Here is a 15358-nt window from a genome sequence, read left to right on the forward strand (position 1 = left end):
GGCGGTCGCACAGTGACAAGGCGTACGCTCCGCATGGTGCCTGCCCTGGCGCTGGGGCTGGTCGCCACGCTCGCACTGTGGGCTTTCGGTTAAGGCATCGTCGCCATCAGGGATCCCGATCTCGGCGGCCCGGATCCGGCTGCCCAGGCGTGGGGCTGGCATCAGGCGCTCACTCCCGCGTTCGAAACCTGGGCGCGGGGGCGGGTCGTTTCTTCCGCGGCGCAGAAACTGTCGATCAGGGAAATTTCAGCGACCGAATGGCCACTGTTCTGCGCGGTCTTCTTTCTACGCGCAACCGAGAACCTCGATCGCGCCTGGACGGCGGCGCGCGGCCGCCCCCGTCCCGCGGTCTATGCCGAGGCGGCGGTACACGCTGCAGCAGAGTTGCTGGCGGATCCGGGGCATGCGCACTGGGTGCAGCTGCACTGGGGCGAAGACCAGTATCTCGACAGGGAGAACGTCTTCTACCGGATGCTGCTGATCGACGGCCTGGCAACGCAGGCGCGGATCTACGGCAATACGCCACACCTCGACCTGCTCCGGTCGCAGGTCGAGTCTTTGGCCGCCGAACTTGCCAACTCCGCGACGTGCCTGTTGGCCGATTTTCCGGCCCAGACATTCCCTGCGGACGTCGCGGCCGCGTGGCACGCCATCCTGCGTGCCGACGTCGTCCTCGGCACCAGCCACCGACAACGGGTCGCCGAGGGTCTGCGCGGTTTCACCGGCGTCATGGCACCGGGCGGTGGACTGCCGCCCTATGCCTGGTTCGATGATCCGCCCAGGCACACGCCGGTACGCGGTTCGGCAAACGCCTGGCTGCTGCACCACGCCCCCTTGCTCTGGCCGGAACAGGCTGCGAGCTGGGCCGGAACGTTCAACCGGCAATTCTGGCAGGCGTCACGCTGGCGCGTCGGCTACCGCGAGTTCGCACGCAACGAGCGGCATCCCCATTCCGGAGACATCGACTCGGGTCCGATCATTGCCGGTCTGGGCGTTGCCGCAAGCGCCTTCGGCATCGGCGCAACACGCATCCAGGCGGATGCCGCGAAAGCCCGGCCCCTCGCCCTGCAGGCCATCGCCCTGTCGTGGCCGCTTCCAAACGGCCGCTTGCTGCTGCCTATGGTGCTGTCGGACATCGGGCATGCACCGATGCTCGGCGAAGCGGCACTGCTCTACAACCTCAGCCTTGCCCCCTCACCGTCGCCAGCAGGCGGCAACGGAGGCCCTGGACCCGTGCCCTGGCTGGTCTGGACCATCCTGGCCGCCCAGCTGTTCCTTGGACTGTCCGCGCTGGTGTTCGCCGTACGTTTGTTCCGCCCCGGCTCCGGCAGCGACGCGCGCGGTTCCGCCGACTGACGGGAGAACCAGGCAACCCTGGGTACCTGCTGCTCCGGGCCCGTACACCGCCGCCGTGACCCACGCGGCCATCGTTACATCGTCAGCGTCGGCTTGTCGGAATTGAGCATGGCGCCGAGGACGGCTTCGATGCGGGAACGCGCCGCCTCGCCGTCGGGTGAGTCGTTGAACTGGATGCCGACGCCAGCGACCGCACCGGACTGCGCACCCGTCGGGGTCACCCAGACGACCTTGCCGGACACCGGCAGGCGGTCCCCTTCTTCAGCGAGGTTGAGCAGCAGGAAGATCTCGTCGCCGAGCCGGAACGACTGCGTCGTCGGCACGAACAGGCCGCCACCGCGAATGGACGGCATGTAGGCGCCATACAGCGCCGCCTTGTCCTTGATCGTGATCGGCAGGATGGCCTGCCGTGCTCCGCCCATCTGCATACAGCCCCCTGTAAAGCTGCCGGTATCGGCCGGCTTGCGGCACGAGTTTGCCACACGCGAAGCGGCGCGCGCGAGCGGCCACCGGCCGCGGCAGGGAACATTCACGCGGCTGGCGACCCGTTCGGCGCTATGCTCGGTCGGCCCAGACTGGCGGCTCCGACCAATGACCCCGGCAAAGACATCCACCCCGAACGCGCGCCTGCGCGCCCTGGTCCCGGGTCTCGCCGCTGCGGCAATGGCCAGCGCGGTGCTGGCGTCGCCGCTGAAGCGGGACGAGCACGTGCTCCTTGTTCCGACGCCGGCGCGTAACCTTGCAGACGGACGGGTCGAACTGGATATCCAGGCCTGGGTGTTCGAGTACGAGCCACGCCGCGGCAGCGTCGCGCTGTTCGCCCGCTATCTCGACCTCGATCCAGATGACCTGCCGCCGGAGCGGCGCGGCCTGTTCGAGGCGCGCACACAGCTGTTCCGCGTCGACTCCGAACGCAACAAGCAACTGCGGATCCGCATCGCGGGCGGGATCGAGGTCGACCTGCCACGCACGCGGTCCGATGGCCGGACCGGCAGGCGGGTCACGCTGGACGCGGGCGCCCCAGGCACCGCCGACTGGATCGAGTTGCAGGTCGTCGCACCCGGGGGCGATGACCGGCTGTTCACCGGCAGGGCACAGCGTGTACCCGACGAAGGGCTGTCCGTGGTCTCGGACATCGACGACACCATCAAGCATTCCAGCGTCCGCGACCGTCGCGAGCTGCTGCTCAACACCTTCGCCCGCCCGTTCACCGCAGTGCCAGGCATGGCGGCCCGTTACCGGACATTGGCTGCGGAATCGGGAACGCGTTTCCACTATGTCTCGGCCAGTCCGCTGCAGTTGCAACCGGCGCTGCTCGAGTTCCTGGACGACGCCGGCTATCCGGCCGGCAGCCTGCACCTGCGCGAGATGACGTCGTGGGTCAGCCTGCTCGGCGCCGCCCCGGATTCGCCGTCGCACAAGCGAGGGGCCGTCGACCGGCTTCTACGTGATTTCCCGGGGCGCCGGTTCCTGCTGGTCGGCGACTCCGGCGAACACGATCCGGAAATCTATGCCGGCATCGCGCGCGAGCATGGCAGCCGCATCGCCGGCATCGCCATCCGCGACGTCACCGGGGAGCCGGCCGGGGCGTCGCGATGGCAAGTGGTGTTCGAGGGCCTGCCCGAGGATCTCTGGACGGTGTTCAAGGATGGCGGCGACTGGCGGGCCACGCCCTGAACCCGGCTTGCGCGGCGGAAGAACCGGCGAACCATGTCTTGCGGCCATCGGCATCCAGTGAGCGGCGGCGGCGGACAAATCGTCCGTTCGGCGATCCTTCCAGACGAGCCCTCAGCAAGACACGGCCGTGGCAGGCAGCGGCGACGCCCCCCCCGGCGGTTAAACCGCAAACCGGAAACGAAAACGGGCCCTTGCGGGCCCGTTTCCATATATGGCGGAGAGGGTGGGATTCGAACCCACGGTACGCTATAAACGTACGCCTGATTTCGAGTCAGGTACATTCGACCACTCTGCCACCTCTCCGGTGGTCTTTCGGCGGCGAGGCCGCCTCCCGTCCGGTCCGGGCCGCGTGATCCAATCACGCCTGTTTGCCCGTATCTGTTGGGGTTGCGCAGTTTATAGGGCGGCAGGGGTCGTCGCAAGGCCCGTTGCACGGATGACGGGAGCCGTGCATTCTGCCGACCGCAGCAGCATAAGGACGCCAATGATCCATTACGGCCATGGCAGCCATGTCGGCCGCCGACGCCAGCACAACGAAGACACCTACCTGGCGGATGCCGGGTTGGGTCTGTGGCTCGTCGCGGACGGCATGGGCGGGCACGCGCATGGCGAGGTCGCCAGCGCGCTGGCGCGCGACGCCGTGCAGTCCGCCATCGAAGGCGGCCTGGGCCTGGACGAGGCCATCCGCAGCGCTGCCGAACGCATCATCCGCCAGAGCCGCAGCCAGGGCGACCAGGGACTGCCGATGGGCACCACCATCGCCGCCGTGCGCGCCGACGACAACGGATTCCATGCCGCATGGGTCGGCGACAGCCGCATCTACCGCTGGGATGGCAGCACGCTGCAGCAGATCTCGCGCGATCATTCCTATGTCCAGCACCTGGTGCAGCAGGGCACGCTCACGCCAGGTGAAGCGCGCCGCCATCCCCAGCGCAACGTCGTCACCCAGGCACTGGGCGTGACCGAACAGGACGCGCTCGACATCGCGATGATCGACCAGCCGTGGACGCCGTCGACGCAACTGCTGCTGTGCAGCGACGGACTTACCGAAGAAGTCGACGACGAGGCCATCGCCGCCGTGTTCGCGCGCAATTACGCGCCGCAGGAAACGGTGGACCACCTGATCCACGCGGCGCTGACCGCCGGTGGCTCGGACAACATCACCGTCCTGGTGCTCAAGCGCTGCTGAGCAGCGCGGAGGGCCTTGGCCGCGCTTGACGGGCCGGCCCCCCTGCTCCCCGCCCTCAACCCACCGCCGCTTCCGCGGCCAGCTGGCGCCACAGGCTGCCGCCGCTGACCTTGTCGATGCGGTCGAGCATGGCCTGGTGCTCCCGCAGCTCGTCGAGCGTGGCGCGCAGCACGCGGATCGGTGGCCGCTCGCCGATCGGGCGAGGAACGAAGGCCTCTCCAGCCGTGGCGGTTTCGGCATGCACACCGGCCAGCATGAGATCGGCCTGACCCGAGGTCATCGCCAGGTACACCTCGGCGAGCAGCTGGGCATCGAGCAGGGCGCCGTGCAGCGTTCGGTGTGCGTTGTCGATGTCCAGGCGCGAGCACAGCGCATCCAGTGAATTGCGCTTGCCCGGATAGCGTTCGCGCGCCATCGCCAGGGTGTCGGTGATGCGGGCGCACTCGGCCAGTGAGCGCACCCGCGCGCCAGCGCGCTGCAGTTCGGCATCGAGGAAACCGACGTCGAACGCCGCATTGTGGATGACCAGCTCCGCACCTGACACGAAGTCGAGGAATTCTTCGACCACCTGCTCGAACAGCGGCTTGTCGGCAAGGAAATCCAGCGTCAGCCCGGTGACTTCCTGCGCGCCGGCATCGATCTCGCGCTGCGGGTTGAGGTAGTAGTGGAAGTGCCGCCCGGTCGGGCGGCGCTCGACCAGTTCGATGCAGCCGATTTCGATGACGCGGTGGCCCTTCGACACTTCCAGGCCGGTGGTTTCGGTATCGAGGACGACGAGGCGCGCACCACTCATGGCACAGGACTCCGCAGGGATTCGGCGGCCGCGCGTGCCAGCTGGTCGACACGTTCGTTTTCGGCGTGGCCGGCGTGGCCGCGCACCCAATGCCAGTCGACCTGATGGCGTGCCGCGGCGGCGGCCAGACGTTGCCAGAGATCGACGTTCTTTACCGGCTTGCCGTCGGCCGTCCGCCAGCCCCGCGCCTGCCAGCGCGGCAGCCATTCGGAAATGCCCTGCTGGACGTAGCGGGAATCGGTGTACAGCGAAACGCGGCAGTCGCGCGTGAGCGCTTCAAGCGCCGAGATCGCCGCCATCAGCTCCATGCGGTTGTTGGTGGTGTCCGGCTCGGCGCCGGACAGTTCGCGTTCGCGGCCGGCGTAACTGAGCACGGCGGCCCAGCCGCCGGGTCCGGGATTGCCAAGGCAGGCGCCATCGGTATGGATGACCACGTGTGTACTCAAGAATGCGTGCTCCACATGCCTGTAAACAGGGCGGCGGCAGACAGCCGGCCGGGCGTGGTTCCGGTTGACCGACCAGCGTCGCGGAGGGCATCGGGTGGCCACGCGCCGGCGGGCGGGATGAGGGGCCCCGACCCCGCCTCGATGCGCCTGGCAAGGCTGTCACGCTCGTTCACGACGCGGGCCAGGCCATAGCCGGCCGGCACCGGCACGGGCGCCGGCCGCCGCCCCGGCAGTACCCACTGCCGGCTGCGCTTGCGTAGAACCCAGATACGCGTGGCGCGCAGGCTGGTGACCAGGGGCCAGCGCTCGGGCGCGCGTTCCGTTCCCGGCAAGCCGGCGACACTGTCACGCAGGCCCCGGCTGCCGAGGGCGTGGCGGTATTCCAGGGCCAGCCCTCGCGCCTGCGCTTCGGCCAGATGCAGGCGGCGACCCAGCACGCGCGGCGCACCGCCGCGCACCACGCCCGCGCTTCCGAATCGCCAGTACCACGGACTGAAGCGGTCGAAGCGCAGAACGTACAGCCGTCCCTCAGGCGCGAGCACGCGAGAGGCCTCGGCGAGGATACGGCGATCCAGGTCCGAGCCTTCGCAGACATGCTGGAGCACGATCGCGGGGACGCTGCCGTCGGCCCACGGCCAGTGTTCCGCGCTGGCGCGCACTGCGCCGCGCAGCCGGCCGTCCAATCCGGGCCGAAGCGACAGGATGCCGTGACGTGCCGATGGACCCGGCGGATGCCGGCGCAACCACAGCACCGGACGGACGCTGGCGATCTGGCGCAGCAGCCAGGCGTCCTCCTCGCGCAGCAGGCGACGCCAGGCGCGATACGTCACGTCCGGCGGTCGCATTGCGCCGTCGCTGGATCCGGTTTTCCTGAACATCGTCCGTGCATTGTCCCGCAAGCGTCGTTATGCTCGCCAGCCTCTCCACTGGTTCACGGGTTCCGATGCCGGACGCCGCGACGCCCTGCCGGATCGAGGCCGTTCCGGTTCTTGGCGACAACTACGTCTGGGTACTCCACGACGGCCGTCACGCGGTGGTGGTCGATCCGGGCGAGGGCCCACCGGTCGGTTCATGGCTGCGCGAGCGCGGCCTGGCCCTGACGACGATCCTCATCACCCACCATCACGGCGACCACATCGGCGGCGTGCCCTACCTGTGCGGCGCCTGGCCCGAGGCCATCGTGATGGCGCCGGAAGACGCGCGCATTCCGCAGGCACTCCGTCGCGTCGGCGAAGGCGACCGCCTGCGCATCGGCTCGCCGTCCTTCGACTTCGAGGTCTGGGCGATTCCGGGACACACTTCCAGCCATATCGCCTATGTCACCGTGGGCGCGGTGTTCTGCGGCGACACGCTCTTCAGCGCCGGCTGCGGCCGCCTGTTCGAGGGTACGCCGGCGCAGATGCTGGGGTCTTTGCAACGCCTGGCTCAGCTGCCCGATGACACCGCGGTGTACTGCACGCACGAATACACGCTGGGCAATTGTCGCTTCGCCCGCCATGTCGATCCGGACAATGCGGCATTGCGTGACTATTGCTCATGGGTCGCCGCCCGGCGTGCCGAGGCGCTGGTCACCCTGCCCAGCCGCATCGATAGAGAGCGGGCGGTCAACCCGTTCCTCCGCATCGACGAGCCCCCGGTCCGCGCGGCGCTGATGAAGGAACGCGGCCTGCAGGAGGGCGCCTCACCCGTCGAAGCGTTCGCTGTGCTGCGGGCCTGGAAGGACGGTTTCCGTGGCTGATTGGCGGCGACTGCTGTGGGTGGCGCTTGCCTGCGCGGGACTTGCGGCCTGCCAGGCGCACGCGCCGCGCCGGGTCGCAGATGTGCCGGCTGCAGACACGGCTGTGGATCCCGGATCACACGCCGGCGGCGGCGATATCCCGCTGCACAACCATCCGCCAGCGAGCAAGGCACGCGCACCGGGCAACATCGCGGACAGCCGCACGACCGGCGAAACGGCCGCGGAAGGCGACGTCTGGCAGCGTCTGCGCGCAAGCTTCGTGATGCCGGGCTGCGACTACACGCCGGGCGTCCAGCACTGGGTCCGCCGCCATGCCGGTTCGCCACGGCGCTTCGCAGCGCAACTGTCGCAGATGCTGCCCGCGATCGAATACACGCAGCGGCAGCTGGCCCAGGCATCCATTCCCGGCGAGTTCGCCCTGCTGCCGGTGGTGGAAAGCCATTACCACCCGTTCCCCGGTGGGCCGGACCGGCCGGCAGGCATCTGGCAGATGATCGCGGCGACGGGCCGCGCCGGCGGCCTGCGCGTGGACGCCTGGTTCGATGGCAGGCTCAATCTCGCAGCCAGCACCGCGGCGGCGGTTGTGCTGCTCGACCGCTATGCCGAACAGTTTGGCGAGGACTGGCGCCTGGTCGCATTCGCCTACAACGCGGGTGAATACCGCGTGCGGCGCGCCCTTGAGCGCCACAAGCCCGGTGACCATGCAGACAGCCTGCAGGCACTGGGCATGCCGCGTACCAGCCTGGAGTACCTCGACAAACTGCTCGCCCTGTCGTGCCTGGTGCGCGAGCCTGAGCGCGTGGGGCTGGAGCTGCCGGCGCTTCCCGCCGGACAGCAGCTGGTGGAGCTGGAACTGGATGGCGCGGTCGGACTGTCGCTGGCGCGTGCCCTGTCCGGCATGGACCGCGACGAATTCGCCCGCCGCAACGGCGGCATGCTGAAGGGCCGCACGCCGCCGGGCGACCGCCTGAAGCTGCTGGTGCCCGCGCATCGCCTGGACGATGCCAGGCGCGCCCTGGCCGGCATACCGGCCGCGCGGCGCATGGAATGGCAGCAGCAGCACCTGGCCTCGCCCGACGAGTTGCAGGCGATTGCGGCCGAGAACGGCCTGGACACCGGCGCGCTGCTGGCGCTCAACGGCCTCGATAACCTCGACGCCGACATCGCCGGCCAGCGCCTGTGGCTGCCGGGCGCTGGCGGCGGAAACGGTGACGTCGCGGCCGGCGCGCAAGGAAGCGGCACGGTCCATGTCGTCCGCAGTGGCGACAGCCTCTGGCAGATCGCCCGCCGCCACGGCCTCACCGTGGCCGAGCTGCTTCGTTACAATCGGATGAATGACACGCGCATCAAGCCGGGCCAGCGCCTGCGCCTGAGCGCGCCGTGATTCACGCCATTCCACTTCTCGGAGTACATCGCGATGGGATTTCTTGCCGGCAAGCGCGCCCTGGTCGTGGGCATCGCCAGTCACCGATCGATCGCCTGGGGCATTGCCGAGGCCATGCGCCGTGAAGGCGCCGAACTCGCCCTGACCTACCAGAACGAGCGCCTGAAGGATCGCGTCGACGAGGCGGCCAAGGAGTTCGGCAGCAATATCGTCCTGCCCTGCGACGTCGCCGAGGACAGCCAGATCGACACCCTGTTCACCGAACTGGGAAAGCACTGGGATGGCCTCGACATCCTGGTCCATTCGGTCGGCTTCGCGCCACGTGAAGCGCTGCAGGGCGGTTTCCTTGACGGACTGACGCGTGAGAACTTCGCCATCGCCCACGACATTTCCAGCTACAGCCTCGCCGCGCTGGCGAAGGCGGCGCGCCCGATGATGCAGGGACGCAATGGCGCCATCCTGACCCTGACCTACCTGGGCGCCGTGCGCGCGATGGCCAGCTACAACGTCATGGGCCTGGCAAAGGCCAGCCTCGAGGCCAACGTGCGCTTCCTGGCCTACAACCTGGGACCGGAAGGCACGCGCGTGAACGCGATCTCCGCCGGCCCGATCCGCACGCTGGCGGCTTCGGGCGTCGGCAATTTCCGCAAGATGCTGGACACCGTGCAGGCGGCGACGCCGCTGCGGCGCAACGTGACCATCGAGGACGTGGGCAATGCCGCCGCCTTCCTGTGCTCCGACCTGGCCGCCGGCATCACCGGCGAGGTCACTTACGTCGACGCCGGCTACAGCACGGTTGCGATGGCGGGCATCGAATAATCCGTCGCATTCCCATCCGCCAGGCCGCCGGCCTGGCGGATGTCGCCGCACGACCACGGCGACGGACGGCCTTCGCAAGACACCCGCTGCGCATGGCAACCGGGCAGCATCGGCTCCCGCCATAGGGTCTTGTGGCAAGCCGCAATTCGGGGCGTTACGGCTCACTCCGGCCGACCGGCGGCAGCCGCCCTGGCCACCGCGCGGCGGCTGGCGCGGCGACCTGGATGTCCTCGGCGTACAGCCCCGGCGCGGAAGTCCCTGGCCGACGGCGCTGGCAGCCTCTGCCGGCTGCCTGATCGCGCTGTGGTCGCCCGGCCGGGCGCCCGGCCGCCCAGCGGATCACGTCGACCCGTTGCATGTTCCCGCGCGGGACACTTGAGAGGCCTCACCTTGGCCTGGCACCGCGCAAAGGCGCGGACAGCCTCTGGCCATTGCGGACCGTCGGCAGGCGGCCGTCCGGAAGTCCCTGGCTGCGCCCCTCGGGTCCCATGACCGAAAAGGCCGGCAATGCCGGCCTTTTCATTCTCGCGGTCGGCGCGGGGCGTCGCCCGCGCTGGATCCGTCGCCCGGGGCTTACTGCTGCTCCAGGCGCTCTTCGGCGATGACGATGCGCGTCTGCGCGCGCAGCGCCGCAAGCAGCGCCTGCGCCTCGCCCATGCCCAGGCGCTGCTGCAGTTCGTTGCGGACCTGGTCGCGACGCGCGGCATCAACGGTGGCCGGGTCGCCATCCTTCACCGCGGACAGTTCGACCAGCGCCCAGGCATCGCCGTACTGCACGCGGGCGCGCGTCGGCACCTCGCCATCCGGACGGCGCAGGCGGAAGACTTCGCCGACCAGACGACTGTCCGGCATCAGCGCCGCCCGGGTCACGCCCTCGGCCGATTCGACTTCGGCTTCCAGTTCCGACGCAATCTCGTCCAGCGCACGGCCGCCTTCCAGGCTGGCGAACAGCCCCTGGGCGCGCTCACGCAGCGCATCGGCGCGACGCTGCGCGATCACGCGCGAACGAATGGAATCCGCCACCTCGGCGAGTGGCTTCGGCGCTGCGGCGACGTGATCGGTGACGCGCATGGCGACGACGTGGTTCGGGCCAACCTGGACCGGCTCGCTGACCGCGCCTTCGCGCAGCACTTCGTCGGCAAACGCGGCGTCGCGCACGGACGGTACCGCGAACGGACCTTCACCGGCCATGCGCGAGAACGGGCCCGCCTGCTTGATTTCGAGGTTCAGGGCTTCGGCGGTCGGCGCCAGCGAACCCGGCTCGGCGAACACCAGGTCGGTCAGCTCGCCCATGCGCTCGTTGAAGAGGCGCTCGCGTTCGACGTTGGCGTACTCGCTGACGAGCTGCTCGCGGACTTCCTCGAACGGGGTCTGCGTGGCAGCGCGTACTTCGCGCAATTGGATCAGGTGATAACCGTCGACACCCAGCACCGGCTCGGAAATCGTGCCCGGCTCCATGGAAAACAGCACTTCCTCGAAGGCCGGGTCGGTCACGCCGCGCCCCAGCCAGCCCAGGTCGCCACCCTTTTCACGGGAGCCCAGGTCGCGGGTGTGCTCACGCGCAAGCGCTGCGAAATCGGCGCCGTCGGCGCGAGCCTGGGCCAGAACCTCCTCGGCCCTGGCCAGGGCGGCGCGCTGGGCATCGGCGTCGTCACCGTCGGGCTGGATCAGGATGTGCGAGGCCAGGCGTTCTTCCGGCGTGCTGAAGCGCTCGATCTCGGCTTCATAGTGGGCGCGCAGGGCATCATCGTCCGCTTCCGGCAGGGAAATCGACGCGGCATCCAGCTCGACGTATTCGACGCTCACCGTTTCCGGATTCATGAATTCGTCGACGTGCTCGTCGAAGAAGCGCTGCAGTTCCTCGTCGGACACGTCCTCGGACACCGGCTCGCCGGGCGCGTTGACCGTGACGAAACGGAAGTCGCGGGTCTGCTCGCTGATGCGCAGGTAGGCGTCCACTTCCCCGTCCGTCACCACGGCCGAACCCATCACCGCGGCGGGCAGGATCTGCGCGCCGACGTCTTCGGAAATGCGGCGATCCAGTTCCGCCGCGCTCATGCGACGCGCGGCCAGGAACGCACGGTATGCCTCGGCGCTGTAACGGCCGTTCATCTGGAAAGCAGGAACAGCCATGATCTCGGAGCGCACGCGGCTGGCCGGCACGACGATGTCCATGCGTTCGTTGGCTTCATGCAGCACGGCGCGATCGACCATCTGGTCGAGCAGCTGGCGGCGCAGGCCCGGCTGTTCGAACAGGCGCGGATCGTAGGAGTCGCCCAGGCGGCTGCGCATGTTCTCGCGCCACTGCTGGTATTCCTCGCGGAATTGCGACTGGTCGATCTCGCGACCACCCACCTTGGCGACGTAGGTATCCACCGAAGTGGTGAAGTAGTCGGTGATCCCGAAGAAAGTCAGCGAGAACAGCGCCATGAAGAGGATGACAAGGGCGAACCAGCTGGACGCCTTGTTCCGGATCGACTGCAACATGCGAAAGGTCCGATGTCCGCGGAAAACAACCATTGTAGCCGTTCAGCGGCGCTTCGGGATATCAGGACTTTCAATCGGCGCGTCCGGAGCGCAACCGCGCAGGTCTCGAACAGGCAAAACGAAAGAGGGCGCCCAGGGGGCGCCCTCTTTGCGATATGGCGGAGTGGACGGGACTCGAACCCGCGACCCTCGGCGTGACAGGCCGATATTCTAACCGACTGAACTACCACTCCATTGTCTGTTCCGGCTCAAGCGGTCAAGCCGGGCGGCGCATTCTACTGCATCTGCGCCGAATTGGAACCCCCCGCGAAACAAAATCTCTCGTGGTGGGTGCTGAGGGTTTCGAACCCCCGACCCTCGCCTTGTAAGGGCGACGCTCTACCGCTGAGCTAAGCACCCCTAACGAGGTCACTCAGTTTACAGCATCCTTCAGGGCCTTGCCAGCCTTGAAGCTCGGCGTCTTCGACGCCGCGATTTCGAGTGTCTCGCCGGTGCGCGGGTTGCGACCGGTGCGAGCGGCGCGCTCGCGAACCTCGAACACCCCGAAGCCCACCAGGGTGACGGTGTCGCCGGCCTTCAGCGCCTTCGACACGACATCGGCGAAGGCATCGACGGCGCGCGCCGCATCCACCTTGCTCATGCCGGCGGCGTCGGCCACCGCTGAAACAAATTCCGCCTTGTTCATCTGTTACTCCCGTGAATGATTACCAATGGTGATCCTGTTGATGTGTGCATCCCGCGGCATCCGCGAAACACGCCAGCCTCACGCACCCCCTGGGAACATCGGCGCGTGAGGCTTTTATACCAGCGCCCCCCTACCCCCGCAAGGAGAAAACCGCGGAAAATCCGCAGTTTTCCCCACACTCGAAGTGGGTGGCGCAAGGTCTTGTCAATGCGGCCTTTGGGCGGGTGAAGACACCGTCTTCGACGACTCGATCGACGCCGACGCTTCCTCGTTATCCATGCCCGGAGCACGCGGATCGATGGGACGCACGAGTGCGATGTCCAGCACCTCGTCGATCCAGCGCACCGGATGGATCTCCAGCGAGCCGGTGATGTTCTTCGGGATCTCGGCCAGGTCCTTCCGGTTTTCCTCCGGAATGATGATGGTTTTCAGTCCGCCGCGATGCGCGGCAAGCAGCTTTTCCTTCAGCCCGCCGATCGGCAGGACGCGGCCACGCAGCGTGATTTCGCCCGTCATCGCCACGTCGCGGCGAACCGGCACGCGTGTCAGCGCGGACACCAGCGCCGTGCACATCGCGATACCCGCGCTGGGACCATCCTTCGGCGTCGCACCTTCCGGCACGTGTACGTGGATGTCGTGCTTCTGGTGGAAATCCGGATCGATGCCGAGGCGCTCGGTGCGCGAACGCACCACCGACAGCGCGGCCTGGATGGACTCCTGCATCACGCCGCCGAGCTGGCCGGTGTGGATGAGCTTGCCCTTGCCGGGGACGATGCTGCCTTCGATCGACAGCAGGTCGCCGCCGACGCTGGTCCAGGCCAGGCCGGTGACAACGCCGATCTCGTCCTGCGCCTCTGCGCGACCGAAATCGTGGCGACGTACGCCCAGGTAGGCCTCGAGGTTGCGGGCATCGACGCGTACGCGCCTGGCCTTGGCTGGCGGCTCGCCCTTGTTCTTGCGCTTCGCCGCGGACATGGTCAGTTCCTTGACCACCTTGCGGCAGATCTTGGCGATCTCGCGCTCGAAGTTGCGCACGCCGGATTCGCGCGTGTAGTAGCGCACGATGTCGCGCAGCGCCGATTCGCTGACATTCAGTTCGTCGGTCTTGAGACCGTTCGCCTTCAGCTGCTTCGGCAGCAGGTAGCGTTCGCCGATCGCGATCTTCTCGTCCTCGGTGTATCCGGGGATGCGGATCACCTCCATGCGGTCCAGCAAAGGACCGGGGATGTTCAGCGAGTTGGCCGTGGCGATGAACATCACTTCGGACAGGTCGACGTCGACCTCCAGGTAATGGTCGTTGAAGGTGTGGTTCTGCTCGGGATCGAGCACTTCCAGCAGCGCCGCCGACGGATCGCCCCGGAAATCCGTGGACATCTTGTCGATCTCATCGAGCATGATCAGCGGATTCCTGCTGCCCGCCTTGTTGAGGTTCTGGATAAGGCGACCAGGGAGCGAACCAATGTAGGTGCGGCGGTGGCCGCGGATTTCCGCCTCGTCGCGGACGCCGCCCAGCGCGATGCGCACGAACTTGCGGTTCGTTGCCTTGGCGATGGACTGGCCCAGCGAGGTCTTGCCGACGCCCGGCGGACCGACCAGGCACAGGATCGGTCCCTTGAGCTTGCGCACGCGCTGCTGCACGGCGAGGTACTCGAGGATGCGTTCCTTGACCTTCTCAAGGCCATGGTGGTCGGCATCGAGGACGCGCTGTGCCTCTTCCAGGTCCTTGCGCACCCGCGTGCGCACCTGCCAGGGGACGCCAAGCAGCCAGTCCAGGTAATTGCGCACGACGGTCGCCTCGGCGGACATCGGCGACATCTGCTTGAGCTTGTTGAGCTCGGCGCGGGCCTTGGTCTCGACGGGCTTCGGCATGCCGGCCTTCTCGATGCGGCGGGCCAGCTCCTCGACCTCGTTCGGCGATTCGTCGAGGTCACCCAGTTCCTTCTGGATGGCCTTCATCTGCTCGTTGAGGTAGTACTCGCGCTGGCTTTTCTCCATTTGCGACTTGACGCGGCCACGGATGCGCTTCTCGATCTGCTGCACGTCGATCTCGCTGTCGACGAAGCCGATCAAAAGTTCAAGCCGGGCGGCGATGTCGACCGCCTCCAGCACCTGCTGCTTGTCGGGCAGGCGGATGTTGAGGTGCGCGGCGATGGTGTCGGCCATGCGGCTGGGATCATCGATCGCACCCAGGGTCGCCAGCAGTTCGGGCGGAATCTTGCGGTTGAGCTTGACGAACTGCTCGAACTGGTTGAGCAGCGTGCGACCAAGGACGTCGATCTCGCGTTCTTCACGCGTGACCAGGTCGGCGATGGGCTCGACGCGCGCGCTGAGCTGGCCGTCGCGCTCCTCGAAGCCGACGATGCGGCAACGCGTGAGGCCTTCGACCAGCACCTTGATGGTGCCGTCCGGCAGCTTCAGCAACTGCAGGACGCTGGCGATGGTCGCCACGCCGAACAGGTCGTTGACGCCCGGGTCGTCGATATCCGGACTGGTCTGGGCGACGAGCAGGATCTGCTTGTCGCCTTCCATTGCCTCTTCCAGCGCATGCACGGACTTCTGCCGCCCGACGAAGAGCGGAATCACCATGTGCGGGTACACCACGACGTCCCGCAGCGGCAGGACAGGGAGCACGGAATGCTGGGAAAAATCGTTGGCCATCTAGAGTCCGATCACGTCAGGTGGGCACGACCACCAGGGTCGTCAGGGGCCCGCCGGGCTGCCTGGGCAGTGCGGCGGGCGTCCGTTGTCAGCCAGATTACTGGACAGTCCCAAGCTGGGGGCGCC

General features: G+C 67.8%; 13 protein-coding genes and 3 tRNA genes. 6 read left to right on the forward strand and 10 right to left on the reverse strand.

All coding sequences use genetic code 11. From position 1 onward, the window contains the following. Window positions 1-384: 384 nt before the first annotated feature. The gene (locus EDC25_RS04115; RefSeq protein WP_123523116.1) at window positions 385-1356 is read left to right on the forward strand and encodes a hypothetical protein; all 972 of its coding nucleotides are present in this window, start codon (window positions 385-387) and stop codon (window positions 1354-1356) included. Window positions 1357-1430: 74 nt separating this feature from the next. On the opposite strand, the gene EDC25_RS04120 is transcribed toward EDC25_RS04115, so the two are convergent. Continuing rightward, a complete protein-coding gene (locus EDC25_RS04120) occupies window positions 1431-1784 on the reverse strand; it encodes a PilZ domain-containing protein (protein ID WP_240639737.1) in 354 nt (117 codons plus the stop codon). A gap of 163 nt (window positions 1785-1947) precedes the next feature. Here EDC25_RS04120 and EDC25_RS04125 point away from each other — a divergent pair, with 163 nt between their 5' ends. Then, window positions 1948-3033 carry a phosphatidate phosphatase App1 family protein gene (locus EDC25_RS04125; protein WP_164484214.1) on the forward strand — a complete coding sequence of 362 codons (1086 nt, stop codon included), beginning with the start codon at window positions 1948-1950 and terminating at the stop codon, window positions 3031-3033. 212 nt (window positions 3034-3245) lie between these two features. On the opposite strand, the gene EDC25_RS04130 is transcribed toward EDC25_RS04125, so the two are convergent. Further along, window positions 3246-3336 (reverse strand) — tRNA-Ser (locus EDC25_RS04130). Between the two features lie 181 nt (window positions 3337-3517). Here EDC25_RS04130 and EDC25_RS04135 point away from each other — a divergent pair. Further along, a complete protein-coding gene (locus EDC25_RS04135; protein WP_123523119.1) occupies window positions 3518-4222 on the forward strand; it encodes a PP2C family protein-serine/threonine phosphatase in 705 nt (234 codons plus the stop codon). A 55-nt stretch (window positions 4223-4277) separates the two neighbouring features. On the opposite strand, the gene dnaQ is transcribed toward EDC25_RS04135, so the two are convergent. From dnaQ to EDC25_RS04150, 3 genes are read right to left on the reverse strand one after another with little or no spacing between them, the layout of a single operon-like run. Next, the gene (gene dnaQ, locus EDC25_RS04140; RefSeq protein WP_123523120.1) at window positions 4278-5015 is read right to left on the reverse strand and encodes a DNA polymerase III subunit epsilon; all 738 of its coding nucleotides are present in this window, start codon (window positions 5013-5015) and stop codon (window positions 4278-4280) included. Further along, window positions 5012-5461, reverse strand: coding sequence for a ribonuclease HI (gene rnhA, locus EDC25_RS04145; RefSeq protein ID WP_123523121.1), 450 nt, complete (start codon window positions 5459-5461; stop codon window positions 5012-5014). The genes dnaQ and rnhA overlap by 4 nt, the downstream gene beginning before the upstream one ends. Further along, window positions 5458-6306, reverse strand: a complete 849-nt coding sequence (locus EDC25_RS04150) for a methyltransferase domain-containing protein (RefSeq protein WP_165910874.1) — start codon at window positions 6304-6306, stop codon at window positions 5458-5460. The genes rnhA and EDC25_RS04150 overlap by 4 nt, the downstream gene beginning before the upstream one ends. A 98-nt stretch (window positions 6307-6404) precedes the next feature. Here EDC25_RS04150 and gloB point away from each other — a divergent pair, with 98 nt between their 5' ends. From gloB to EDC25_RS04165, 3 genes are all read left to right on the forward strand, one after another. Next, window positions 6405-7199, forward strand: coding sequence for a hydroxyacylglutathione hydrolase (gene gloB, locus EDC25_RS04155; protein WP_123523123.1), 795 nt, complete (start codon window positions 6405-6407; stop codon window positions 7197-7199). 103 nt (window positions 7200-7302) lie between these two features. Further along, complete coding sequence (locus tag EDC25_RS04160; RefSeq protein ID WP_132577260.1) at window positions 7303-8583, forward strand: LysM peptidoglycan-binding domain-containing protein; 1281 nt, start codon at window positions 7303-7305, stop codon at window positions 8581-8583. Window positions 8584-8616: 33 nt separating this feature from the next. Further along, on the forward strand, window positions 8617-9402 hold the full coding sequence (locus EDC25_RS04165) for an enoyl-ACP reductase FabI (protein WP_123523125.1): 786 nt from the start codon (window positions 8617-8619) through the stop codon (window positions 9400-9402). A 573-nt stretch (window positions 9403-9975) separates the two neighbouring features. Here EDC25_RS04165 and EDC25_RS04170 read toward each other — a convergent pair. The 5 genes from EDC25_RS04170 to lon all read right to left on the reverse strand — a co-directional run bounded on the left by EDC25_RS04170 (window position 9976) and on the right by lon (window position 15232). Next, window positions 9976-11889, reverse strand: coding sequence for a SurA N-terminal domain-containing protein (locus EDC25_RS04170; protein WP_164484216.1), 1914 nt, complete (start codon window positions 11887-11889; stop codon window positions 9976-9978). 156 nt (window positions 11890-12045) lie between these two features. Next, window positions 12046-12122: transfer RNA gene (locus tag EDC25_RS04175), tRNA-Asp, on the reverse strand. A gap of 91 nt (window positions 12123-12213) precedes the next feature. Next, window positions 12214-12288 (reverse strand) — tRNA-Val (locus EDC25_RS04180). Between the two features lie 13 nt (window positions 12289-12301). After that, the gene (locus EDC25_RS04185) at window positions 12302-12574 is read right to left on the reverse strand and encodes an HU family DNA-binding protein (protein ID WP_123523127.1); all 273 of its coding nucleotides are present in this window, start codon (window positions 12572-12574) and stop codon (window positions 12302-12304) included. Between the two features lie 204 nt (window positions 12575-12778). Further along, window positions 12779-15232: an endopeptidase La gene (gene lon / locus EDC25_RS04190; protein ID WP_123523128.1), complete on the reverse strand. Its 2454-nt coding sequence runs from the start codon at window positions 15230-15232 to the stop codon at window positions 12779-12781. Window positions 15233-15358: the final 126 nt, after the last annotated feature.

This window comes from Pseudofulvimonas gallinarii, assembly GCF_004343305.1.
Lineage (GTDB): Bacteria > Pseudomonadota > Gammaproteobacteria > Xanthomonadales > UBA2363 > Pseudofulvimonas > Pseudofulvimonas gallinarii.

Excerpts from the sequence above, each read along its gene's own strand:
- EDC25_RS04120 (WP_240639737.1), bottom strand. The coding sequence starts at position 1,784 with ATGCAGATGGGCGGAGCACGGCAGGCCATCCTGCCGATCACGATCAAG.
- EDC25_RS04125 (WP_164484214.1), top strand. The coding sequence starts at position 1,948 with ATGACCCCGGCAAAGACATCCACCCCGAACGCGCGCCTGCGCGCCCTG.
- EDC25_RS04135 (WP_123523119.1), top strand. The coding sequence starts at position 3,518 with ATGATCCATTACGGCCATGGCAGCCATGTCGGCCGCCGACGCCAGCAC.
- dnaQ (WP_123523120.1), bottom strand. The coding sequence starts at position 5,015 with ATGAGTGGTGCGCGCCTCGTCGTCCTCGATACCGAAACCACCGGCCTG.
- EDC25_RS04150 (WP_165910874.1), bottom strand. The coding sequence starts at position 6,306 with ATGCGACCGCCGGACGTGACGTATCGCGCCTGGCGTCGCCTGCTGCGC.
- gloB (WP_123523123.1), top strand. The coding sequence starts at position 6,405 with ATGCCGGACGCCGCGACGCCCTGCCGGATCGAGGCCGTTCCGGTTCTT.
- EDC25_RS04165 (WP_123523125.1), top strand. The coding sequence starts at position 8,617 with ATGGGATTTCTTGCCGGCAAGCGCGCCCTGGTCGTGGGCATCGCCAGT.
- EDC25_RS04170 (WP_164484216.1), bottom strand. The coding sequence starts at position 11,889 with ATGTTGCAGTCGATCCGGAACAAGGCGTCCAGCTGGTTCGCCCTTGTC.
- EDC25_RS04185 (WP_123523127.1), bottom strand. The coding sequence starts at position 12,574 with ATGAACAAGGCGGAATTTGTTTCAGCGGTGGCCGACGCCGCCGGCATG.
- lon (WP_123523128.1), bottom strand. The coding sequence starts at position 15,232 with ATGGCCAACGATTTTTCCCAGCATTCCGTGCTCCCTGTCCTGCCGCTG.